23 protein-coding genes are annotated in these 22,577 nt (G+C 58.7%); 14 read left to right on the top strand and 9 right to left on the bottom strand.

The window, feature by feature from the left end; genetic code table 11:
- Positions 1-270 precede the first annotated feature (270 nt).
- Entirely contained in the window at positions 271-585 is a 315-nt protein-coding gene (bolA, locus tag AC6I7Z_RS05070; RefSeq protein ID WP_033752711.1) for a transcriptional regulator BolA, read from the bottom strand.
- Between the two features lie 279 nt (positions 586-864).
- Between bolA and AC6I7Z_RS05065 the strand changes: the two genes are divergently transcribed.
- The 8 genes from AC6I7Z_RS05065 (at position 865) to AC6I7Z_RS05030 (ending at position 9,683) form a co-directional block, all read left to right on the top strand.
- A complete protein-coding gene (locus AC6I7Z_RS05065) occupies positions 865-1,443 on the top strand; it encodes a lipoprotein (protein ID WP_033788805.1) in 579 nt (192 codons plus the stop codon).
- A 51-nt stretch (positions 1,444-1,494) separates the two neighbouring features.
- Positions 1,495-2,979 (top strand): muropeptide MFS transporter AmpG, encoded by a 1,485-nt coding sequence (gene ampG / locus AC6I7Z_RS05060; RefSeq protein ID WP_497813370.1) that lies wholly within the window; start codon positions 1,495-1,497, stop codon positions 2,977-2,979.
- Positions 2,980-3,428: 449 nt separating this feature from the next.
- Positions 3,429-4,355 (top strand): cytochrome o ubiquinol oxidase subunit II, encoded by a 927-nt coding sequence (gene cyoA, locus AC6I7Z_RS05055; RefSeq protein WP_497813369.1) that lies wholly within the window; start codon positions 3,429-3,431, stop codon positions 4,353-4,355.
- 4 nt (positions 4,356-4,359) lie between these two features.
- Complete coding sequence (gene cyoB / locus AC6I7Z_RS05050) at positions 4,360-6,342, top strand: cytochrome o ubiquinol oxidase subunit I (protein ID WP_048783362.1); 1,983 nt, start codon at positions 4,360-4,362, stop codon at positions 6,340-6,342.
- Positions 6,342-6,959 carry a cytochrome o ubiquinol oxidase subunit III gene (locus tag AC6I7Z_RS05045; protein WP_033752718.1) on the top strand — a complete coding sequence of 206 codons (618 nt, stop codon included), beginning with the start codon at positions 6,342-6,344 and terminating at the stop codon, positions 6,957-6,959. The genes cyoB and AC6I7Z_RS05045 overlap by 1 nt, the downstream gene beginning before the upstream one ends.
- Entirely contained in the window at positions 6,959-7,288 is a 330-nt protein-coding gene (locus tag AC6I7Z_RS05040; protein ID WP_048783368.1) for a cytochrome o ubiquinol oxidase subunit IV, read from the top strand. The genes AC6I7Z_RS05045 and AC6I7Z_RS05040 overlap by 1 nt, the downstream gene beginning before the upstream one ends.
- Positions 7,289-7,299: 11 nt before the next feature.
- A complete protein-coding gene (cyoE, locus tag AC6I7Z_RS05035; protein ID WP_033752721.1) occupies positions 7,300-8,187 on the top strand; it encodes a heme o synthase in 888 nt (295 codons plus the stop codon).
- Positions 8,188-8,318: 131 nt separating this feature from the next.
- A complete protein-coding gene (locus AC6I7Z_RS05030) occupies positions 8,319-9,683 on the top strand; it encodes an MFS transporter (RefSeq protein ID WP_048783370.1) in 1,365 nt (454 codons plus the stop codon).
- 68 nt (positions 9,684-9,751) lie between these two features.
- On the opposite strand, the gene adhP is transcribed toward AC6I7Z_RS05030, so the two are convergent.
- A complete protein-coding gene (gene adhP, locus AC6I7Z_RS05025) occupies positions 9,752-10,777 on the bottom strand; it encodes an alcohol dehydrogenase AdhP (RefSeq protein ID WP_497813368.1) in 1,026 nt (341 codons plus the stop codon).
- Between the two features lie 154 nt (positions 10,778-10,931).
- On the bottom strand, positions 10,932-11,423 hold the full coding sequence (locus AC6I7Z_RS05020; RefSeq protein ID WP_033752724.1) for a YajQ family cyclic di-GMP-binding protein: 492 nt from the start codon (positions 11,421-11,423) through the stop codon (positions 10,932-10,934).
- A 138-nt stretch (positions 11,424-11,561) separates the two neighbouring features.
- Here AC6I7Z_RS05020 and panE point away from each other — a divergent pair, with 138 nt between their 5' ends.
- Positions 11,562-12,482: a 2-dehydropantoate 2-reductase gene (panE, locus tag AC6I7Z_RS05015; RefSeq protein ID WP_497813367.1), complete on the top strand. Its 921-nt coding sequence runs from the start codon at positions 11,562-11,564 to the stop codon at positions 12,480-12,482.
- Entirely contained in the window at positions 12,436-13,032 is a 597-nt protein-coding gene (gene yajL, locus AC6I7Z_RS05010) for a protein deglycase YajL (RefSeq protein WP_497813366.1), read from the top strand. Before panE ends, yajL begins: the two co-directional genes overlap by 47 nt.
- Positions 13,033-13,065: 33 nt before the next feature.
- On the opposite strand, the gene thiI is transcribed toward yajL, so the two are convergent.
- The gene (gene thiI, locus AC6I7Z_RS05005) at positions 13,066-14,514 is read right to left on the bottom strand and encodes a tRNA uracil 4-sulfurtransferase ThiI (RefSeq protein WP_497813365.1); all 1,449 of its coding nucleotides are present in this window, start codon (positions 14,512-14,514) and stop codon (positions 13,066-13,068) included.
- Between the two features lie 231 nt (positions 14,515-14,745).
- Between thiI and xseB the strand changes: the two genes are divergently transcribed.
- From xseB to AC6I7Z_RS04985, 4 genes are read left to right on the top strand one after another with little or no spacing between them, the layout of a single operon-like run.
- Complete coding sequence (gene xseB, locus AC6I7Z_RS05000) at positions 14,746-14,988, top strand: exodeoxyribonuclease VII small subunit (protein ID WP_033752728.1); 243 nt, start codon at positions 14,746-14,748, stop codon at positions 14,986-14,988.
- The gene (gene ispA, locus AC6I7Z_RS04995) at positions 14,988-15,887 is read left to right on the top strand and encodes a (2E,6E)-farnesyl diphosphate synthase (RefSeq protein ID WP_497813364.1); all 900 of its coding nucleotides are present in this window, start codon (positions 14,988-14,990) and stop codon (positions 15,885-15,887) included. Before xseB ends, ispA begins: the two co-directional genes overlap by 1 nt.
- Before the next feature lie 19 nt (positions 15,888-15,906).
- Positions 15,907-17,772 carry a 1-deoxy-D-xylulose-5-phosphate synthase gene (dxs, locus tag AC6I7Z_RS04990; RefSeq protein WP_497813363.1) on the top strand — a complete coding sequence of 622 codons (1,866 nt, stop codon included), beginning with the start codon at positions 15,907-15,909 and terminating at the stop codon, positions 17,770-17,772.
- Between the two features lie 56 nt (positions 17,773-17,828).
- Entirely contained in the window at positions 17,829-18,803 is a 975-nt protein-coding gene (locus tag AC6I7Z_RS04985) for an aldo/keto reductase (protein WP_497813362.1), read from the top strand.
- A 160-nt stretch (positions 18,804-18,963) separates the two neighbouring features.
- Here the strand turns inward: AC6I7Z_RS04985 and pgpA are convergent, their stop codons facing one another.
- From pgpA to ribD, 5 genes are all read right to left on the bottom strand, one after another.
- Positions 18,964-19,461, bottom strand: a complete 498-nt coding sequence (gene pgpA / locus AC6I7Z_RS04980; RefSeq protein WP_497813361.1) for a phosphatidylglycerophosphatase A — start codon at positions 19,459-19,461, stop codon at positions 18,964-18,966.
- Positions 19,448-20,425, bottom strand: a complete 978-nt coding sequence (gene thiL, locus AC6I7Z_RS04975) for a thiamine-phosphate kinase (RefSeq protein ID WP_497813360.1) — start codon at positions 20,423-20,425, stop codon at positions 19,448-19,450. Before thiL ends, pgpA begins: the two co-directional genes overlap by 14 nt.
- 50 nt (positions 20,426-20,475) lie before the next feature.
- On the bottom strand, positions 20,476-20,895 hold the full coding sequence (gene nusB / locus AC6I7Z_RS04970; RefSeq protein ID WP_033752734.1) for a transcription antitermination factor NusB: 420 nt from the start codon (positions 20,893-20,895) through the stop codon (positions 20,476-20,478).
- A gap of 19 nt (positions 20,896-20,914) precedes the next feature.
- On the bottom strand, positions 20,915-21,385 hold the full coding sequence (gene ribH / locus AC6I7Z_RS04965) for a 6,7-dimethyl-8-ribityllumazine synthase (protein WP_033752735.1): 471 nt from the start codon (positions 21,383-21,385) through the stop codon (positions 20,915-20,917).
- Between the two features lie 89 nt (positions 21,386-21,474).
- Positions 21,475-22,575 carry a bifunctional diaminohydroxyphosphoribosylaminopyrimidine deaminase/5-amino-6-(5-phosphoribosylamino)uracil reductase RibD gene (gene ribD, locus AC6I7Z_RS04960; protein ID WP_497813359.1) on the bottom strand — a complete coding sequence of 367 codons (1,101 nt, stop codon included), beginning with the start codon at positions 22,573-22,575 and terminating at the stop codon, positions 21,475-21,477.
- Between the last annotated feature and the right edge of the window lie 2 nt (positions 22,576-22,577).

The raw sequence follows: 22,577 nt of genomic DNA, 5'->3' as shown, positions 1-22,577 counted from the left end.
GGTCAACTTCAGACACCACACATTATGCAATGCGCCGTATCCAACAACCGGGACGGCTTCCATTAAGAGAACCTGATCCCTGTCACCAGAAGCGTCCCGAAGACATTCCGGAAAAATAGACGCAGCATTATAGCGGCATCGCCCTGGTGAGTCGAGGCTGTAAACTCACCACTTTTTAGCGGCTTTGCTGCTTTTTTGCGCCAGAGATCGCGTTTATCGCTAAATAATGAAAAAAACGGCCCGCAGGCCGTTTTTTAAAAGCAGAAGATATCAGGCGAGGGTGCCGGCGCCGCGGCAGTTTGGCGAGGCGAGCACGGTATCCTGCAATCCCTCCCACTCTTTCAGGGTATAGGTATGCAGCGCCAGCGCGTGAACGCTGCCTGCCAGCTCGGCGGCAAGCTCGCCGTAAATCGCCCGATGGCGCGCCAGAAAGCGCTGACCAGCGAAAACGTCGCTGACGATAACCACCTTGAAGTGGCTTTCGGAACCCGCCGGAACATTGTGACGATAGCTTTCGTCATGCACTTCCAGATGAGCCGGCTCAAAAGCCAGGCGCAGCTTCTCTTCGATCTGTTCGCGAATCATTGTCTCTTTCCTCAATGGCGAGCGCTGTGCCCCATCTGGTTAAATATTAGTAGGTTTTCAGACGCATCCGTATAAATGTATGAAAATATTTCCGCCGCCCTTTAAGCCGAACGGCATGATAGCGCAGCGCGAGTGCCGGTCAATGCCTGGATTTTTCTTAGGGTATAAAAAAGGCGGTTGCCGCGAATTTCCCCTCCGCAAGGGCTTTTTTCACTGCCGCGCAATGCTATGATGGCCGCAGTTTTTGCAAACCAACCCACAACATTAACGAGAATAAGCATGTTGAAAAAACTGTTATTTCCCCTGCTGGCCGCCTTCATTTTGGCCGGCTGCGCCACTAACAGCAATACGTTGACCATTCAGCCGAAAATCGAGCTGCCGCAGCAGGATCCGAGCCTGATGGGCGTGACCGTCAGCATTAACGGCGCCGATCAGCGCAGCGACCAGGCGCTGGCGAAAGTCAATCGCGACGGCCAGCTTGTTACCCTGACGCCGTCTCGCGATCTGCGCTTCCTGCTGCAGGAAGTGCTGGAGAAACAGATGACCGCGCGCGGCTATATGATCGGGCCGGAAGGCGCTGTCGATCTGCAGATCGTGGTGAATAACCTCTATGCGGACGTGACCCAGGGCAACGTACGCTACAGCATCACCACCAAAGCGGATATTTCGATTATCGCCACCGCGAAGAACGGCAACAAGCAGGTGAAGAACTATCGCCAGACCTATAGCGTAGAAGGCGCCTTTAGCGCGACCAACGACAAGATCACCAAAGCAGTGAACTCGACGCTGGGCGACGTCATCGCCGATATGGCGCAGGACACCAGCATCAACAACTTCATCAAGCAAAACGCGCACTAATCCGCCGCATTCTATGCCCGGCGCACCGCCGGGCATCGCTTCAGGGTCAGCATGAATCACTATCTTCGCATCTTTACTCAACGAAACGCCGCCGTTTTACTGCTGCTGGGCTTTGCTTCAGGCCTGCCGCTGGCGCTGACCGCCGGCACGCTGCAGGCGTGGATGACGGTGGAAAATGTCGATCTCAAAACCATCGGCTTTTTTTCGCTGGTCGGCCAGGCGTACGTCTTTAAATTTCTCTGGTCGCCGGTGATGGACCGCTTTACGCCGCCGTTTCTCGGGCGCCGCCGCGGCTGGCTGCTGCTGACGCAGCTGGCGCTGATCGCCGGGATTATCGCCATGGGCTTTATGCAGCCCGGACGCGACCTGACGCTGCTCGCCGCGCTGGCGGTGCTGGTCGCCTTCTGCTCCGCTTCGCAGGATATCGTCTTCGACGCGTGGAAAACCGACGTGCTGCCGCCGGAAGAGCGCGGCAGCGGCGCCGCCATCACCGTGCTCGGCTACCGACTGGCGATGCTGGTCTCCGGCGGGCTGGCGCTCTGGCTGGCAGATCGCTATCTCGGCTGGCAGGCGACCTACTGGCTGATGGCGCTGCTGATGGTGCCCGCGCTTATCGCCACCCTGATGGCGAAAGAGCCCGACACGCGCGCCACCACGCCGCATTCGCTGCGCGAAGCGGTGTCGCTGCCGCTGAAGGACTTTTTTCAGCGCAACAACGCCTGGCTGCTGATCACCCTTATTGTGCTCTATAAGCTGGGCGACGCCTTCGCCGCCTCGCTGACCACTACTTTCCTGATCCGCGGCGTCGGCTTTAACGCCGGCGACGTCGGGCTGGTGAACAAAACGCTCGGCCTGCTGGCAACCATTATCGGTGCCCTCTACGGCGGCGTGCTGATGCAGCGCCTGAGCCTGTTCCGCGCCCTGATGATTTTCGGCGTGCTGCAGGCGGTCTCGAATTTCGCCTACTGGCTGCTGGCGGTGACGCCGCCGCATTTATGGAGCATGGCCAGCGCCGTCTTCGTGGAGAATCTGTGCGGCGGCATGGGCACGGCGGCGTTCGTCGCGCTGCTGATGACCCTGTGCAACAAGTCATTCTCCGCCACGCAGTTCGCTCTGCTCTCGGCGCTTTCGGCGGTTGGCCGCGTCTATGTCGGCCCGGCGGCCGGCTGGCTGGTGGAGCTTTGGGGCTGGCCTACCTTCTACGCTTTCACCGTGCTGGCGGCGCTGCCTGGTTTGCTGCTGCTGCTGCTCTGTCGCGACACTCTGAACGAAGCGCAAAACAGCGAGCGCTTCTTAATGCGCACGCGTTTTACCGCCGGCTACCGCTGGACGACGCGCCTGTTCTGCGTTGGATCTGCTGTTATCGCCCTCTGGCTCATGACGCTGGCGAGTCAGGCGCTGGGGCTGTGGCGGCTGGAGAGCGTGCCGGGCGCGCTGTTCGAAGCTGGTATGGCGCTGATGGCGCTGGCGGTATGCGGCGGCGTGACGCTTGACTACATCGCGCAGCGGAAAAGCGCGGCGGCGCAGGCGCAGTAATTAACCTTCGGTATTATTTCATAGCGAAATGGAGTAAAGCCGTCCTCACGGGCGGCAAAAGTTAAACTTTGTCATCCAGTGTTATTTTCCTGGAAATATTAAGATCCTGATTCTGCATTCAGCGAATATATTAAAAACCGGTGCGCAATTATTTTGTATAAATTTCATCACTCAAATGATGCAGATTTGTTAAATAATTGAGCATCAAAAGTAAGGTTTATTCTTTCCCTGATTTCTTTAAGGATACTTTCATCGGTTTTTGTTATATTAGTGCCAACTGCTTGTCGCAGTTAATAATTTATCACCCCAGGCAACATCTGTGACACCCTTAGCAAAAGGTGTCAACACGCTGCTGACACATCCTTATGCTGGTTTACACTGCATAAACCTTCCCGTAAAATGCGCGCACACTTAAACGACAATAAGCCCTTTGTCATTGAGGTCGTTAAATGAGACTCAGGAAATACAATAAAAGTTTGGGGATTTTGTCATTAATCGCAGGCACTTTGTTAATGAGTGGCTGCGATAATGCGTTGTTAAATCCCAAGGGACAGATTGCACTTGAGCAACGTTCGTTGATTCTGACAGCCTTCGGCTTAATGATGATCGTCGTTATTCCGGCAATCTTGATGGCGGTGGTGTTTGCATGGAAATATCGTGCATCCAACACTGAAGCGAAGTACAGCCCCAACTGGTCGCACTCTAACAAAGTCGAAGCCGTGGTCTGGACCATTCCGATCCTGATCATTCTCTTCCTCGGCGTGCTGACCTGGAAATCAACCCACGCGCTGGAGCCGAGCAAACCGCTGGCCTCTGACGTGAAACCGGTTGAGATCGAAGTCGTGGCGCTGGACTGGAAATGGTTGTTTATCTACCCGGAACAGGGTATTGCCACCGTTAACCAGATCGCTTTCCCGGCTAACACGCCGGTGAGCTTCAAAATTACCTCCAACTCCGTTATGAACTCCTTCTTTATTCCGACGCTCGGCAGCCAGATCTACGCCATGGCGGGCATGCAGACCAAACTGCACCTGATCGCCAATGAGCCAGGAACGTTCGACGGTATTTCCTCGAACTTCAGTGGTCGAGGTTTCTCTGGTATGAAGTTCAAAGCCATTGCAACCAAGGACGATGCGGAGTTCCAGCAGTGGGTCGCCAAAGTTAAAGCGGCGCCTAACACGCTGACCACTATGGAAGATTTCGAGAAAGTCGCTGTGCCAAGCGAAAATCATCCGGTGGAATATTTCTCTTCAGCGAATCCTGAACTGTTCAAGCAAGTCATCGCTAAGTTCATGACCAGCCACGGGAAGATGGACATGTCTCAGCACGAAGGCATGGACATGAGTCACACCGCTTCCGCGGGAGCCGAGGAATAATACGATGTTCGGAAAATTAACACTGGATGCAGTGCCGTACCATGAGCCGATTATCATGGTTACGGTTGCCGGGATCATCATTGGTGGTCTGGCAATCATCGCTGCCCTAACCTACTTTGGTAAATGGCAGTACCTGTGGTCTGAATGGCTCACCTCCGTCGACCATAAAAAACTGGGTATCATGTACATCATCATGGCGTTCGTCATGCTGCTGCGCGGCTTCGCCGATGCCATCATGATGCGTACCCAGCAGGTAATGGCTTCCGCCGGGGAAGCCGGCATACTCCCGCCGCACCACTACGACCAGATCTTTACCGCGCACGGCGTGATTATGATCTTCTTCGTGGCGATGCCTTTTGTCGTGGGTCTGATGAACATCGCGGTGCCGCTGCAAATCGGCGCGCGCGACGTGGCATTCCCGTTCCTGAACAACCTGAGCTTCTGGTTTACCGCGGTCGGTGTGATCCTGGTTAACCTGTCGCTGGGCGTGGGCGAGTTCGCACAGACCGGCTGGCTGGCCTATCCGCCGCTGTCGGGCGCGGAGTACAGTCCTGGCGTCGGGGTCGATTACTGGATCTGGAGTCTCCAGCTTTCCGGTATCGGGACCACGCTGACCGGCATCAACTTCTTCGTGACCATTCTGAAGATGCGTGCGCCGGGCATGGACCTGTTCAAAATGCCGGTGTTTACCTGGGCTTCTCTTTGCACCAACGTCCTGATTATCGCCGCGTTCCCGGTTCTGACCGTGACCCTGGCGCTGTTGACGCTTGATCGTTACCTTGGCTTCCATTTCTTTACCAATGATATGGGCGGTAACATGATGATGTACGTCAACCTGATCTGGGTTTGGGGTCATCCGGAAGTCTATATCCTGGTTCTGCCGGTGTTCGGCGTCTTCTCTGAAGTCACTGCGACCTTCTCGAAAAAACGTCTGTTTGGCTACACCTCGCTGGTGTGGGCGACCATCGCCATTACCGTGCTGTCGTTCATCGTCTGGCTGCACCACTTCTTCACCATGGGTGCGGGCGCGAACGTTAACGCCTTCTTCGGCATCATGACGATGATCATCGCGATTCCGACCGGCGTGAAAATCTTCAACTGGCTGTTCACCATGTACCAGGGCCGCATCGTGATGCACTCTGCCATGCTGTGGACCGTAGGCTTCCTGGTCACCTTCTCTGTTGGTGGTATGACCGGCGTTCTGCTGGCGGTGCCGGGTGCGGACTTCGTGCTGCACAACAGCCTGTTCCTGATTGCGCACTTCCATAACGTCATCATCGGCGGCGTGGTATTCGGCTGTATGGCTGGCGTGACCTACTGGTTCCCGAAAGCCTTCGGCTTTACCCTGAACGAAACCTGGGGCAAACGCGCCTTCTGGTTCTGGATCATCGGCTTCTTCGTTGCCTTTATGCCGCTCTACGTTCTGGGCTTCATGGGTATGACGCGTCGTCTGAGCCAGGATATCGATCCGCAGTTCCACTCTCTGCTGGTTATTGCGGCCGTCGGTGCAGGCCTGATCGCTTGCGGTATCATTTGCCAGCTGACCATGTTCTACGTCTCTGTGCGTGACCGTCATCAGAACCGCGATCTGACCGGTGACCCGTGGGGCGGTCGTACGCTGGAGTGGGCAACCTCTTCACCGCCGCCGTTCTACAACTTTGCCACTATCCCGCATATCCACGAGCGCGACGCGTTCTGGGAAATGAAAGAGAAAGGCGAAGCGTACAAGCAGCCGGCGAAATATGAAGAGATTCATATGCCGAAGAACAGCGGCGCGGCTATCGTCATCGCTGCCTTCGCGACGGTATTCGGTTTTGCCGCAATCTGGCATATCTGGTGGCTGGCTGGCCTCTCCTTCCTGGGCATGATCGTGACCTGGATTGTGAAGAGCTTCGACGAAGACGTGGACTACTACGTTCCGGTTGTCGAGATCGAGAAGATCGAGAAGCAGCACTTTGACGACATCAGCAAAGCGGGTCTGAAATAATGTCAACTGAAACTCTGACAAAACACCACCACGACGCCCATGCGGAGCATGGGCATCACGATGCGGGAGCCAATAAAGTCTTTGGCTTCTGGATCTACCTGATGAGTGACTGCATTATCTTCGCAACCCTGTTTGCGACCTATGCAGTTATGGTCAACAGCACTGCCGGTGGCCCGGCAGGCAAAGACATCTTCGAACTGCCGTTCGTTCTGGGCGAAACAGCGCTGCTGCTGCTGAGCTCCATCACCTACGGCATGGCGGTTATCGCCATGAACCACGACAAGAAGAGCTCGGTCCTTAGCTGGCTGGCGCTGACTTTCCTGTTTGGTCTTGGCTTTATCTGCATGGAGATCTATGAGTTCCATCATCTGATCGAAGAAGGCTTCGGCCCGAATCGCAGCGGCTTCCTGTCAGGCTTCTTTACCCTGGTAGGCACCCACGGTCTGCACGTTACCTGCGGCCTGATCTGGATGCTGGTGCTGATGTTCCAGATCGCCAAACGTGGGCTGACGTCGACTAACCATACCCGTATTCTGTGCCTGAGCCTGTTCTGGCACTTCCTGGATGTGGTCTGGATCTGCGTATTTACCATTGTCTATCTGATGGGAGTCATGTAATGAGTCATTCAGCTAACGGAAATGTCGTTCCGCACAGCAGCGTGAAGTCCTACATGATCGGCTTCATCCTCTCCGTCATCCTGACCGGTATTCCGTTCTGGATGGTGATGAGCGGTGGGTCATCTCAAGGTATGACCCTGGGCGTCGTGGTTGCCTGCGCAGTTATCCAGGTCGTTGTTCACCTGATCTACTTCCTGCATCTGGACACCAAGTCCGAAGGCGGCTGGAACATGGTAGCCATCGTCTTCTCGGCGATCATCATTCTGATCGTCGTAGTTGGCTCGCTGTGGATTATGTGGAACCTCAACTACAACATGATGGTTCACTAAAGAGTCGCGTAATGATTAAGCAATACCTGCAAGTAACAAAACCAGGAATTATTTTCGGGAATTTAATTTCTGTGATCGGCGGATTTCTGCTGGCTTCGAAAGGCAGCATTGATTACGCCCTGTTTCTCGCCTCGCTGATCGGCGTGTCGCTGGTTGTCGCCTCAGGTTGTGTTTTTAACAACGTGATCGACCGCGATATCGACGTGAAGATGGAGAGAACCCGGAATCGAGTGCTGGTTAAAGGCCTCATCTCCGCGAAAGTAAGCCTGATTTATGCTACCGCGCTAGGTATTGCTGGCTTTGCGTTGCTCTACTTTGGTGCCAATCCGCTGGCCATGTGGCTGGCGGTCATGGGCTTCGTGGTTTACGTCGGCGTTTACAGTCTCTACATGAAGCGTCACTCGGTTTACGGGACGCTGATTGGCAGCCTGTCTGGCGCCGCGCCGCCGGTGATCGGCTACTGCGCCGTCACCAACCAGTTTGATGCCGGCGCGCTGATCCTGCTGGCGATCTTTAGCCTGTGGCAGATGCCGCACTCCTATGCGATTGCCATCTTCCGCTTTAAAGATTACCAGGCGGCGAACATCCCGGTTCTGCCGGTGGTGAAAGGCATCTCCGTGGCGAAGAATCATATTACGCTCTACATTCTGGCGTTTATGATCGCCACGCTGATGCTGTCGCTGGGCGGCTACGCGGGCTATAAGTATCTGGTGGTCGCGGCGGCCGTAAGCGTATGGTGGCTGGGAATGGCGTTATCAGGTTACAAGACCTCGAACGATCGCGTCTGGGCGCGTAAGCTGTTCGTCTTCTCTATCGTGGCGATCACCGCGCTGAGCGTGATGATGTCGGTGGACTTTATGGCGCCGGCGTCAAAAGACCTGCTCACCTACGTGTGGTAATACCGCACTGCCATGCATGCTAAGGGCGCGATTTCGCGCCCTTTCTTTTTGTTACCACTTCTTAAACACTATTATTTTACCCGCCCTGCCCTGCTCCCTAAAATAGATACGGCAAACTTACAGAGGTTGGAATGAACGATAATAAAATGACGCCGGTGGAGCTTCGCGCCACATGGGGTTTGGGCACGGTATTTTCCCTGCGTATGCTGGGCATGTTTATGGTCCTGCCGGTATTAACCACTTACGGCATGGCCCTTCAGGGTGCAAGTGAAACGCTTATCGGCCTGGCGATCGGCATCTACGGTCTGGCGCAGGCGATCTTTCAAATTCCTTTCGGCCTGATGTCCGACCGCATCGGCCGTAAGCCGCTGATCGTCGGCGGCCTGCTGCTGTTCGTTCTCGGCAGTATTATCGCCGCGACTACCACCTCTATCTGGGGCATCATTCTCGGCCGCGCGCTGCAGGGCTCCGGCGCGATCGCCGCCGCCGTGATGGCGCTGCTCTCTGATTTAACCCGCGAACAGAACCGCACCAAGGCGATGGCCTTTATCGGCATCAGCTTCGGCGTCACCTTCGCTATCGCGATGGTGGTCGGACCCATCGTCACCCACGCGCTCGGCCTGCACGCGCTGTTCTGGATGATCGCCATTCTCGCCTCGCTGGGCATCGTGATTACCCTGCTGGTGGTGCCGAGCGCGCCCGGCCATGTGCTGAACCGCGAATCGGGCATGGTGAAAGGCAGCTTCCGCAAGGTGCTCGGCAATTCGCGCCTGATCAAACTCAACGTCGGCATTCTCTGTCTGCATATTTTGCTGATGTCCAGCTTCGTCGCCCTGCCCGGCCAGTTCGAGCAGGCGGGCCTGCCCGCCGCCGAGCACTGGAAAATCTATCTGGTGACGATGCTGATCGCCTTTGTCGGCGTGGTGCCCTTTATTATCTACGCCGAGGTAAAGCGCCGTATGAAGCGCGTGTTCGTCGCCTGCGTCGGCCTGATCGTTATCGCGGAGATTGTGCTGTGGGGCGCGGCGGGCCATTTCTGGACGCTGGTGATCGGCGTGCAGCTCTTTTTCTTCGCCTTTAACCTGATGGAGGCGATTCTGCCGTCGCTGGTGAGCAAAGAGTCGCCGGCTGGCTATAAAGGCACGGCGATGGGGCTCTACTCCACCAGCCAGTTTATCGGCGTGGCGATTGGCGGCAGCCTCGGCGGCTGGGTGTTCGGCCATTTCGACGCGCAGACGGTGTTTCTGGTAGGCGCCATCGTGGCGGCGGTCTGGCTGTTCGTCGCCATGACCATGCAGGAGCCGCCCTACGTCAGCAGCCTGCGTATCGTGCTGAGCGATAACGCGCTGGCCGTGCCGAATCTGGAGCAGCGCCTGAAAGCCCAGCCGGGCGTCTCGGCGGTGTTGATCGTGCCGGAAGAGAAAAGCGCCTATATCAAGATCGACAGCAAGGTCACCAGCCGCCCCGAGCTTGAGGCGCTGCTGGCAAGCAGCTAATCGCGGGATGATTACACCTGAGACAAAAGAACCGGCTTTGCGCCGGTTCTTTGCTTTTCACGCCAGGGTTAAAGTGACATATCCACCACGATCCGCCCCTCAATTTTTCCAGCGTGCATACGCTCAAAGATAGAGTTGATATGACTCAGCGGCTCGACAGCGATGGTGGCTTTCACTTTATGCCGTCCGGCAAAATCGAGCGCCTCCTGCAAATCTTTTCGGGTACCAACGATAGAGCCACGCACCGTGATACCGTCCAGCACCATATCAAAGATAGAGAGATCGAACTTGCCCGGCGGCAGCCCGTTAAGCACCATGGTTCCGCCGCGCCGCAGCGTGCCGATGGCCTGTTCAAACGCCGCAGGCGACACGGCGGTGACCAGCGCCGCATGTGCGCCGCCGAACTGTTGGTGAAACACCTGTGCCGGATCGTCTTTACGTGCGTTCACCACCACGCTGGCGCCGAGACGCTGCGCGAAAGCCAGCTTTTCATCGTCAACATCTACCGCCGCCACGTTTAGCCCCATCGCCACGGCATACTGCACAGCCAGATGGCCCAGACCCCCGATACCGGAAATGACCACCCAGTTTCCGGGCCGGGCCTCCGTCATTTTCAAGCCCTTGTAGACCGTTACCCCGGCGCAGAGGATAGGCGCAACCTCGGCATAATCGAGGTTATCAGGCAAAATGCCGACATAGTTGGCGTCGGCCAGGCAATACTCCGCAAAGCTGCCGTTAACCGAATAGCCCGCATTTTTCTGTTCATGACAGAGCGTCTCCCAGCTATCAAGGCAGTGCTCGCAGTGCCCGCACGCCGAGTAGAGCCAGGGCACGCCAACGCGATCGCCCAGCTTAAGGTGGGTGACATTAGGCCCTACCGCCACTACCTCGCCGACCCCTTCATGACCGGGAATAAAAGGCGGCACAGGTTTGACAGGCCAGTCGCCCTGCGCCGCATGGAGATCGGTATGACAGACGCCGGTCGCCGCGATTTTGACCAGTACCTGCCCCGCGCCAACTTCTGGTATTGGCACCTGCTCAATAACCAGCGGTGCACCAAACGCCTTAACCACGGCAGCTTTCATCATTTTCATGACTTCTTTCTCCTGTTGAGGGTTTCATCAAGAGAGTTGCACACCTTTGCCGGTAAGCATATTGATTTAACGCAGAGGGAAGAGGAAACAAAGGGGACGAAAAAGGCGGTAAGCAAAGCGTGCAGCAGCTCAGCTGCCGCACGCCTTAAGAGGATTAATCGCGGAAGTTCTTAAACTGGAACGGCTGGCCAAGATTGCCGCCGCGCACCAGCGCCATCGCGCTCTGCAGATCGTCGCGCGACTTGCCGGTAACGCGCAGCGATTCGCCCTGGATCTGCGTCTGCACCTTGATTTTGCTGTCTTTAATCAGCTTCACGATCTTTTTCGCTACTTCGCTCTCAATGCCCTTTTTCATTTTGGCATCGACGCTCCAGCTCTTGCCGCTGTGCTCGATCTCCTCAGGGATATCAAGCGCGGCGCCCTCGATGCCGCGCTTGAGCATCTTCTCGCGCAGCATATCCACCAGCTGTTTCACCTGAAAATCGGACTCGCTGGTCACTTTGATGGTTTCATTCTTTTCGTTGAGCTCGAAACTGGCGCTCACGTTGCGAAAATCGAAGCGGGTCGTTAATTCACGGTTGGCGTTTTCGACCGCGTTGCGGACTTCCTGCATGTCGATTTCTGAAACGATATCGAAAGATGGCATCTCTTCTTCTCCTGACGCTAAAGTGACATGCATAATACGCGTCTTGCCGCACTAAACAAAATCAGGCTGCGCACAACGCTATACTTATTATCGCTGTGTATACCAGAACAAACGACAAACCCGGATACGGGAGGCAGTATGAAGATTACCGTGTTGGGTTGTGGCGCTATTGGCCAGGTCTGGCTCGCCGCCCTGGCGCGCCAGGGCCACGAAGTGCAGGGATGGCTGCGCGTGCCGCAGCCCTACTGTTCCGTCAACGTGATTGATTACCAGGGCCAGGTGAGCAACAACACCTTTATCGCCAACGACCCGCTGTTTCTGGCCGACAGCCAGCTGCTGCTGGTGACGCTCAAGGCGCCGCAGGTTTCGCCCGCGGTGCGCAACCTGCAGAGCGTGCTGTCGGATGATTGTCCGGTGCTACTGCTGCACAACGGCATGGGCACGCTGGAAGAGCTGAAAGGCCTGAGCCAGCCGCTGCTGCGCGGCATCACCACGCATGCGGCGATGCGCGACGGCACGGTGATCAAGCATGTCGCCAGCGGTATTACGCATATCGGCCCGGCAAACCGGAAAAGCGCGGCCTATAGCGACCTCGCCGATATCCTGCACGCGGCGCTGCCGGACGTCGCCTGGCACGACAATATCGCCGCCGCCTGCTGGCGCAAGCTGGCGGTCAACTGCGTTATCAATCCGCTGACCGTGGAGCACGACTGCCAGAACGGCGCGCTGCGCGCCTGGCCGGAACAGATCGACCAGCTCTGCCAGGAGCTGAGCTGGGTGATGGAGCGCGAGGGCCAGCACATCACCGCCGACAGCCTGCGGGATATTGTCTACAACGTGATTGAGACCACCGCGGCCAATACCTCCTCAATGCTGCAGGACGTGCGGGCGCAGCGTCTGACTGAAATCGATTACATCTCCGGCTTTCTGCTGCGACGCGCGCGCGCGCAGGGCATCGCGGTGCCGGAAAACACCCGCCTTTATGAACTCGTAAAACGCAAGGAGTCCCATTATGACCGCGAACACGCCAGTTCTCGTTTGCCTGGCACATGGCAGTGAAGAGACCGAAGCGGTCACCACTATCGATTTGCTGGTGCGCGGCGGCCTGAAAGTCGTTACCGCCAGCGTGGAGAGCGACGGCTCGCGCGAAATCGTCTGCTCGCGCGGCGTGCGCCTGCTGGCGGATGCGCCGCTGGTGGAGGTGGCCGATGATGACTACGCGGCGATCGTGCTGCCGGGCGGTCTGAAAGGCGCGGAAACCTTCCGCGACAGTCCGCTGCTGGTGGAAACGGTGCGCCAGTTCCATCTCTCCGGCCGTATCGTCGCGGCGATCTGCGCGGCGGCCGGCACGGTGCTGGTGCCGCACGACCTCTTTCCGGTAGGCAATATGACCGGCTTTCCCGGCTTAAAAGAGACGATTCCGGCGGAGAAGTGGATGGAAAGACGCGTGGTATGGGATCCGCGCGTCAATCTGCTGACCAGCCAGGGGCCGGGCACGGCGATGGATTTCGCGCTTAAGCTGGTCGATCTGCTGGCGGGTAAAGAGAAAGCGGCGGAGGTAGCGTCCCAGCTGGTGCTGGCGGCGGGCATCTACGATTACAGCGAGTAAAAAAAGGCTGCGCACTCTGCGCAGCCTGTTTTGTTACGGACGATAGACCTTCACGTTTTTGAAGCCCTGCTCGCGCAGATAGAGCGCCTGCAGCTTGCTCATCACGCCGCGATCGCAGTAGAGCAGCCAGGTCTTGCTCTGATCGAGATCGCCGAACTGGCTGCTGAGCTTATAAAACGGCAGCGATTTCACTTCGGTGCCCTGCAGCGCCAGCGGCTTATCTTCCTGCTCGTCGATAGCGCGGATATCCAGCACCACATCGTCGCTGCCGAACGAGTCCACGGTTTCTACTTCCACCACTTCTTCTTCAGCCTGCTCGGCGATATCGCGGATATCGACGTTGTTCGCCTCTTCCACCACGCGCTGCAGAATAGCGAAGTCGAAGTTCTGCTCTTCCGCTTCAATCTTCGCCTTGACCGCTTTCACCGTCGGGCTTTTCGAGATGACGCCGCAATATTCCGGCATGGTGCTGGCGAAATCTTCGGTGCCGATCTCGCGCGCCACTTTGATGATGTGCTCTTTATCGTGCGAGATCAGCGGACGCAGGATCAGGGTGTCGGAGGCGTTGTCGATCAGCCGCAGGTTGGTCAGCGTCTGGCTGGAAACCTGGCCCAGCGCTTCGCCAGTCACCAGCGCCTGCACGCCGTAGCGCTCCGCGACCATCGACGCGGCGCGCACCATCATGCGCTTCAGCACTACGCCCATCTGGCCGTCATCCACTTTTTCCAGAATCTCGCCGACCACCGGCTCAAAGTTGATCGCCACAAAGCGCACGCGGTGCGAGCGGCCGAAGCGGTTCCAGATATAGTGCGCCACCTGGCGAACGCCGATTTCGTGCGCAGCGCCGCCGAGATTAAAGAAGCAGTAGTGCACGCGACAGCCGCGGCGCAGCAACATATAGCTGGAGACGCCGGAGTCGAAGCCGCCGGAGATCAGCGACAGCACATCTTCCTGGGTGCCGATCGGGAAACCGCCCAGCCCTTCATAGCGGCCGGTGATCAGCATCAGCCGATCCTCGTCGATTTCAAGATGCACGGTGACGTCGGGCTTGTTCAGCTGCACCTTCGCGCTGGCGATATGTTGATTCAAACCGCCGCCGACGTAGCGCTCTACGTCCTGCGAGCTAAACTCATGTTTACCGCGGCGCTTAACGCGCACGCAGAAGCTTTTGTTCTGCAGGCTCTCGCCATACTGCGCCAGCGTCTGCTCGAAAATATTGTGCACGTCGGTGTAGCTGCGGTCTTCGACCGACAGCACGTGATGAATGCCGGGAATGCGAGTGAGCTCATCCACAATCACGCCGCGCAGCCCTTCGTCTTTCGACCGGACTTCGATGTGATCCCAGTGGCGCACCACGGCGATATCGTCGCCGACGGTCTTCAGCACGTTGCGAATATTGCTGGTGAGAATTTTAATAAAGCGCAACCGCACCGACTGACTTTTGATGGTGATTTCGGGAAATAACTTGATGATAAACTTCATGGCGACACGAATTCGTTGGGCAAATAAGTGCGAGCGAGCGGCACTTAGCTGGTAAAATCACAAAAATTGCGGGCTAAAGGGCGCAGCCGCATCCGAGGCGCGAGAGTATATCACCTTTGTCAGATGACTGCTTCTGCAACCGCAGTCACATTGATTATTTTGCTAATCAAACGCTCTCCGCTACCATGACCGATTACGAGAGAAAGTCTTACACGTGAGTCGACACTGAATATGCCGAAAAAAGCCGAACAGCCCGCTAGTTTTGAAACCTCCTTGCAGCAGCTGGAGCAGATCGTCAGCCGGCTCGAGAGCGGCGAGCTGCCGCTGGAAGAGGCGCTGAATGAGTTTGAGCGCGGCGTACAGCTGGCGCGCAACGGTCAGCAAACATTACAACAGGCCGAGCAGCGCGTACGCATCCTGCTCAGCGACGATAAAGACGCCGATCTCAGCCCCTTCACGCCGGAAAAAGAGTAATGGATTTTATTCACCTGCTGAGCCTTTATCCGGAACGGGCCAATGCCGCGCTGACTCGCTTATTAGCGCCGCTTCCCTTTCAGAGTTCTCCTCTGGTTAACGCCATGCGTTATGGGGCATTATTAGGCGGTAAACGCCTGCGCCCCTTTCTGGTCTACGCCACCGGCGAAATGTTCAACGCGGATCCGACGAGCCTTGACGCGCCCGCCGCCGCCGTGGAATGCATTCACGCCTACTCCCTGATCCATGACGACCTGCCCGCGATGGATGACGATGCGTTACGCCGCGGCCAGCCGACCTGTCATATCAAGTATGGCGAAGATACCGCGATTCTCGCCGGCGATGCGCTGCAAACGCTGGCGTTCTCTATCCTGGCGGACGAGCCGATGCCGGGCGTCAGCGACGCCAGCCGCATCGCGATGATTGCCGAACTGGCGCGCGCCAGCGGCGTCGCGGGCATGTGCGGCGGCCAGGCGCTCGATTTGGCGGCGGAAGGCCAGCGGGTCGGGCTGGAACAGCTGGAGCAGATCCATCGCCATAAAACCGGCGCGCTGATCCGCGCCGCCGTGCGCCTTGGCGCGTTAGCGGCGGGCGAGCGCGGACGCGACGCGCTGCCGGCGCTGGATATCTACGCCGACGCCATCGGCCTCGCGTTTCAGGTACAAGACGATATTCTTGATGTGGTAGGCGACAGCGCCATCACCGGCAAAAAACAGGGCGCCGATCAGGATCTGGATAAAAGCACATACCCGTCGCTGCTGGGGCTAGAGAATGCCCGAGCGAAAGCCAGGGAGCTTCACCAGCAAGCGCTGAGCGCGCTGGATATTCTTGCGGCGCAATCGTTAGACACCACAGCATTGCAGGCGCTGGCAAGCTTCATAATTGAACGCGACAAATAACTTCTATAATGAGTCTCTGATGAGTTTTGATATTGCAAAATACCCGACACTGGCGCAGGCAAGCACCGTTGAGGAGCTGCGTTCTCTCCCGAAAGAGTCGCTGCCGGCGCTGTGCGACGAGCTTCGTCAATACCTGCTGGACAGCGTTAGCCGCTCCAGCGGCCATTTCGCCTCGGGTCTGGGCGTCGTCGAGCTGACCGTCGCGCTGCATTACGTCTACAACACGCCGTTCGATCATCTGGTGTGGGACGTCGGACATCAGGCCTACCCGCATAAAATTCTGACCGGACGCCGCGACCGCATCGGCACGATTCGCCAGAAAAACGGCCTGCACCCCTTTCCATGGCGCGGCGAGAGCGAATATGACGTGCTGAGCGTCGGCCACTCCTCTACGTCCATCAGCGCCGGACTCGGCATGGCGGCGGCGGCGGAGCGCGAAGGCCTGGGCCGCCGCACCGCCTGCATTATCGGCGACGGCGCCATTACCGCCGGCATGGCGTTTGAGGCGATGAACCACGCGGGCGATATCAAGCCCGATATGCTGGTGATCCTCAACGACAACGAGATGTCGATTTCAGAGAACGTCGGCGCGCTGAATAACCGTCTGGCGCAGATCCTGTCCGGCAAAACCTATTCGCGCCTGCGCGAAGGGGGCAAGCGCGTGCTGGGCGGACTGCCGCCGATTAAAGAGCTGGTGAAGCGCACCGAAGAACACCTGAAAGGCATGGTGGTGCCGGGTACGCTGTTTGAAGAGCTGGGCTTTAACTATATCGGCCCGGTGGACGGTCACGACGTGCTGACGCTGGTGACGACGCTGAAGAATATGCGCAGCCTGAAAGGGCCGCAGTTCCTGCATATCATGACCAAAAAGGGCAAAGGCTATGCGCCGGCGGAACAGGATCCGATCGCCTGGCACGCGGTGCCGAAGTTCGATCCCGCCAGCGGCGCGCTGCCTAAGAGCGCCGAAGGTCTGCCGAGCTACTCCAAAATTTTCGGCAGCTGGCTGTGCGAAATGGCGCAGGACGATCCTAAGCTGATGGCGATCACCCCTGCGATGCGTGAAGGCTCCGGCATGGTGGAGTTTTCGCGCCGCTATCCGGCGCAGTATTTCGACGTGGCGATCGCCGAGCAGCATGCGGTGACGTTCGCCGCGGGCATGGCGATCGGCGGCTATAAGCCGATCGTCGCGATCTATTCGACCTTTCTGCAGCGCGCCTACGATCAGGTGATCCACGACGTGGCGATCCAGAAGCTGCCGGTGCTGTTCGCCATCGATCGCGGCGGCATCGTCGGCGCCGATGGGCAGACCCATCAGGGCGCGTTCGATCTCGCGTTTCTGCGCTGCGTGCCGGAAATGGTGATTATGACGCCAAGCGACGAGAACGAATGTCGTCAGATGCTCTATACCGGCTATCACTATCAGGATGGGCCGAGCGCGGTGCGCTATCCGCGCGGCAATGCGGTCGGCGTTGAGCTGACGCCGCTGCAAAGCCTGCCGCTGGGCAAGGGCGTCGTGAAGCGTCAGGGCGAGAAGCTGGCGATCCTGAACTTCGGCACGCTGCTGCCTGCGGCGGCGGAAGCGGCGGAAGCGCTTAACGCCACGCTGGTGGATATGCGCTTCGTTAAGCCGCTGGATGAGGCGCTGATCGCCGAGCTGGCGCAGCGTCACGAATCGCTGGTGACGCTGGAAGAAGGCGCGATTAAAGGCGGCGCGGGCAGCGGCGTCAACGAGACGGTGATGGCGAAGCGCCTGCGCGTCTCGGTGCTTAACCTCGGCCTGCCGGATGAGTTTATTCCGCAGGGCACTCAGGATGAAGTGCGTCACGATTACCAGCTGGACGCGCAAGGCATTCAGCAGCAAATTCGCGACTGGCTCGCGCAGTAATCCCCTGCCCTCCTCTCCTGCTATGCTTGATGGTTTAATGCATAGCAGGAGCTTTCATGAAAACCACCCAGTTAGGCAACACCGACCTTCAGGTTTCGCGTCTCTGCCTCGGCTGCATGACGTTTGGCGAGCCGGACCGCGGTCGCCACGCCTGGACGCTGCCGGAAGCGAGCAGCCGTCCGCTGATCCAGCAGGCGCTGGAGGCAGGCATTAACTTCTTCGATACCGCGAACAGCTATTCCGACGGCAGCAGCGAAGAGATCGTCGGCCGCGCGCTGAAGGCCTTCGCGCGTCGCGAAGAAATTGTGGTCGCCACCAAGGTTTACTTCCCGCTCAGCAATCTGTCGCAGGGCCTGTCGCGCAAAAATATTATGCAGTCGATCGACGACAGCCTGCGCCGTCTGGATATGGAGTATGTCGACCTGCTGCAAATTCACCGCTGGGATTATGAGACGCCGCTGGAAGAGACGCTGGAAGCGCTGAGCGACGTGGTGAAGGCGGGTAAAGCGCGCTATATCGGCGCCTCTTCTATGCATGCATGGCAGTTCGCCAAAGCGGTTTATACCCAGCGGCAGCACGGCTGGGCGCCGTTTGTCAGCATGCAGGATCAGTACAACCTGATTCAGCGTGAAGAGGAGCGCGAGATGCACCCGCTCTGTCAGGCGGAAAATATCGCCGTGCTGCCGTGGAGCCCGCTGGCGCGCGGCAGGCTGACGCGTCCCTGGGGCGAAGCCACGGCGCGTACAGCCTCGGACGAGTATGGCAAAATCCTTTATCATGCTACGGAAGAGAACGATGCGGCCATCGCCCAGCGCGTCGAGGCGATTGCGGCGCAGAAAGGCGTGAGCCGCGCGCAGGTGGCGCTCGCCTGGCTGCTGCATAAGCCGGCCGTGACCGCGCCGATTATCGGTGCCTCGCGCGCCGAGCAGCTGGCGGACCTGGTGAAAGCGGTTGAGGTGGAATTGAGTGCTGAGGAGATTGCCGAGCTGGAAACGGTTTATCAGCCCCATCCAGTAGTAGGCTTCGAATAACGTTCTCTTTCAGGCCGCACAATGTCACTACAAGCGGGTGGCATGGGCAGAAGAGCAAAGCGTCCCGCGCCAGGGACGGCGCGGGCCGAGCGAGCATGGACGCCTTGAGCGACTTTGCGATCGGCCCATGCCACCCGCGTGGGCACACTATGGCAGCCTGTCAGGCCGCCAGCCACACCCCTGCCGCATAGAGCAGCGCCGCTGAGATCACGCCGGCGATAATATCATCCACCATAATCCCCATGCCGCCATGCACGTTGCGATCGAACCAGCGGATCGGCCAGGGCTTCCACATATCGAAAATGCGGAACACCACAAAACCGGCCAGCACCCACTGCCAGCTATTCGCCGGAATCGCCATCAGCGTAATCCACATGCCGATAAACTCATCCCAGACGATGCTGCCGTGATCGTGCACGCCCATATCTTTGGCGGTGCGGTGGCAGATATAGACGCCGATGCTAATGCCCAACAGCACGATCAGCGAATAGAGATCCTGCGGCAGCCGCGCCATCAGCCACCAGAACGGGAGCGCCGCCAGCGACCCCATCGTGCCCGGCACATAGGGACTCAACCCGCTACCGAAACCAGTGGCGAGCAGATGCCAGGGATTGCTCATGCGCAGGCGGCCCTTCGCCACATCCTTATTTCGCGTCAAAATGATCAAATCCCTTATGGCTGAAGGTAACCGGTTTACCCTGCTCCAGCAGCGTCAGCCCTTCCGCTTCCGGCATCAGCTGTCCGATGCAGGTAAAGGGCACGCCAAGGTGACCCAGCGCCACGTCGAGCGCGCCGCGGTTCATCTCCGGTACGGTAAAGCAGAGCTCGTAATCCTCGCCGCCGCTCAGCGCCCAGCGCAGCACCAGCTCAGGCTCGAAATGGTCGCGCAGCGCAGGCGACAGCGGCAGCGCCTCCAGATTCAACCGCGCGCCGCAGCCGCTGGCCTTGAGAATATGGCCGAGATCGGAAATCAGGCCGTCGGAGAGATCGATCGCCGCCGAGGCGAGCGGACGCAGCGCCTGGCCCTGCAGGATGCGCGGCATCGGCCGCAGGTGGCGCTTAATCAGCGCCTCATGCACCGCCGGATCGTTAATGCGGTGACGATGCTGCAGCAGCGACAGGCCCGCAGCGCTGTCGCCCAGCGTGCCGGTCACGTAGATCCAGTCGCCCGGCTTCGCGCCCGAGCGCTTCAGCGCGCGGCCCTGCGGCACCAGGCCGTGGATGCCGAGCGTCATGCTCAGCGGACCGCGCGTGGTATCGCCGCCCACCAGCTGCATATCGTAATACTCCAGCAGCTCGAACAGGCTTTCGCTAAAGGCTTTCAGCCACTCTTCGTCGACCTCCGGCAGCGTCAGCGCCAGCGTCAGCCATGCCGGATCGGCGCCCATGGCCGCAAGATCGCTGAGGTTGACCGCCAGCGCTTTATAGCCGAGATCGGCAGGATGGATATCGCGTAAAAAGTGGACGCCCGCCACCAGCGTATCGGTGCTGATTGCCAGCGTCTGTTTCTCCGGCACGCTCATCAGCGCGCAGTCGTCGCCGATGCCGGTCTCGACGTCGCGGCGGCTGCGGGTTCTGCGATTAAAATAGCGTGCGATGAGTTCGAATTCGCCACAGGACATGGTTGCGTTCCGCTTACTGATGAAAAAAGGCCAGCAAGCTGGCCTTTTCTTTATTTGCGATTGGGTCTGATTTGTGGAGCGGCTTTATCCAGCACGCCGTTGACGAACTTATGGCTATCTTCGGCGCCAAATACTTTCGCCAGCTCGATACCTTCGTTGATCGCCACTTTATAGGGCACATCAGCGCGCTTGCTCAGTTCATACAGCGAAATACGCAGGATTGCTTTTTCAACCTGGCCCAGCTCTTCAAGCTGGCGCGACAGGTAAGGTTTCATCAGCCCATCCAGATACGCGCTGTTGGTCGCCACACCGGACAGCAGTTCGCGGAAATAGGTAATGTCGACGTCTTTGACGTCCTGTTCCGCCAGAAACTGGTATTCCACATCGGCAATGTCGTTTTTAGACAACTGCCAGGAGTAGAGCGCCTGGACAGCGCACTCGCGGGCGCGGCGACGAGCAGCAGGTTTCACAAAATTCCCCTTACAAAAATCAGGCTTTGATGGCTTTCAATACATTAATCATTTCGAGTGCGGTCAGGGCCGCTTCGGCGCCTTTGTTACCCGCTTTGGTACCGGCACGCTCAATCGCCTGCTCGATATTTTCCGTGGTCAACACGCCGAAAGTCACCGGGATTTCGCTGGTCATCGCGACGTTAGCGATGCCGGAGCTGGCTTCGCCGGCGACATATTCAAAGTGGGCGGTGCCGCCGCGAATCACGGTGCCCAGCGCCACGATGGCGTCGTGCTTACCGCTGTTCGCCAGCGCGCGGGCTGCCAGCGGCAGTTCGTATGCGCCTGGAACCCAGACGACGGTGATGTTTTCATCTTTCACCTGACCGATGCGCTTCAGGGCATCGATCGCGCCGTGCAGCAGGCTGTCGTTGATGAAGTTGTTAAAACGCGCGATAACGATGGCGACATTGGCCTCAGGCGTGGCAACAGCAGCTTCGATAACTTTCATACTTATCCTTTCAGGGTTTTGTTATGGCCCCGCAGGGGGGCGGATTCTATCACACTCTTTGGCGGCGTGCTCTCGCTTTTCCGCCGCGGTCAGCGCGGCGTCAGCGTCAGGCGCAGATCGGGGCCGACCTGGCGCACGTCGCTAAATGAAAAGGCCGGCGCATCGACCAGTTGCGCTAAGCCGGGCAGCTGGCACAGGCCGCGCGCGGCGTCGCCGAGCAGTTTCGGCGCCATATAGACGATCAGCTCGTCCACCGCGCCCGTCTGCAGCAGCGCGCCGGCCAGCGACGCGCCCGCTTCGACCCACAGGCTGTTCACCTGCTGTTTGCCCAGCAGCATCATCAGCGCCACCAGGTCGAGCCGCTCGCCGCGCGCTGGCACGGCGATCTGCGTCACGCTCTCTGGCCAGAGCTGCTGGTCCGGCGCGGCGCGCATCAGCCAGGTTTCGCCCGGCTGGGCAATCAGTTTGTGCTGCGGCGTTACCCGATTGCGGCTGTCGACAATCACGCGCAGCGGCTGCCGCAGCTCTGCTTGATTCAGCAGCGACTGCGACTCGCTATCGAGCTCTGCCCAGCGCACCGTCAGCGACGGATCGTCCGCCAGCACGGTGGCGCTGCTGCTGAGGATCGCGGAGCTTTGCGCCCGCAGGCGCTGCACGTCGCGACGCGCGGCGGCCGAGGTAATCCACTGGCTTTCGCCGCTCGCCATGGCGGTGCGGCCATCCAGCGAGGCGCCGAGCTTGAGCTGAACAAACGGAAATCCGGTGCGCATGCGCTTCAGAAAGCCGCGATTGAGCGCCTCCGCTTCCGCCATCATCAGCCCGTGACTGACCTCAATGCCCGCCTGCTGCAGGCGGTAAAGTCCGCGTCCCGCGACCTGCGGATTGGGATCCTGCATCGCCGCGACCACGCGGCTGACGCCGGCGGCGATCAGCGCGTCGCAGCACGGCGGCGTGCGGCCGTGGTGGCTGCACGGCTCGAGCGTGACGTAGGCGGTGGCGCCGCGCGCCCTGTCGCCCGCCATGCGCAGCGCGTGCACCTCGGCGTGCGGCTCGCCGGCGCGCTGATGCCAGCCTTCGCCGACGATCTCGCCGTCACGTACGATAACGCAGCCCACGTTGGGATTGGGCGTCGTGGTAAAGCGTCCGCGCCGCGCCAGCTCCAGCGCGCGCGCCATATAGCGTTCATCCATAA

It is taken from the genome of Pantoea sp. X-Soil-MYKO-1289 (assembly GCF_059730625.1).
Note: the sequence above shows the minus strand (reverse complement) of the source record. Positions and strands in the feature narration are given on the sequence as shown.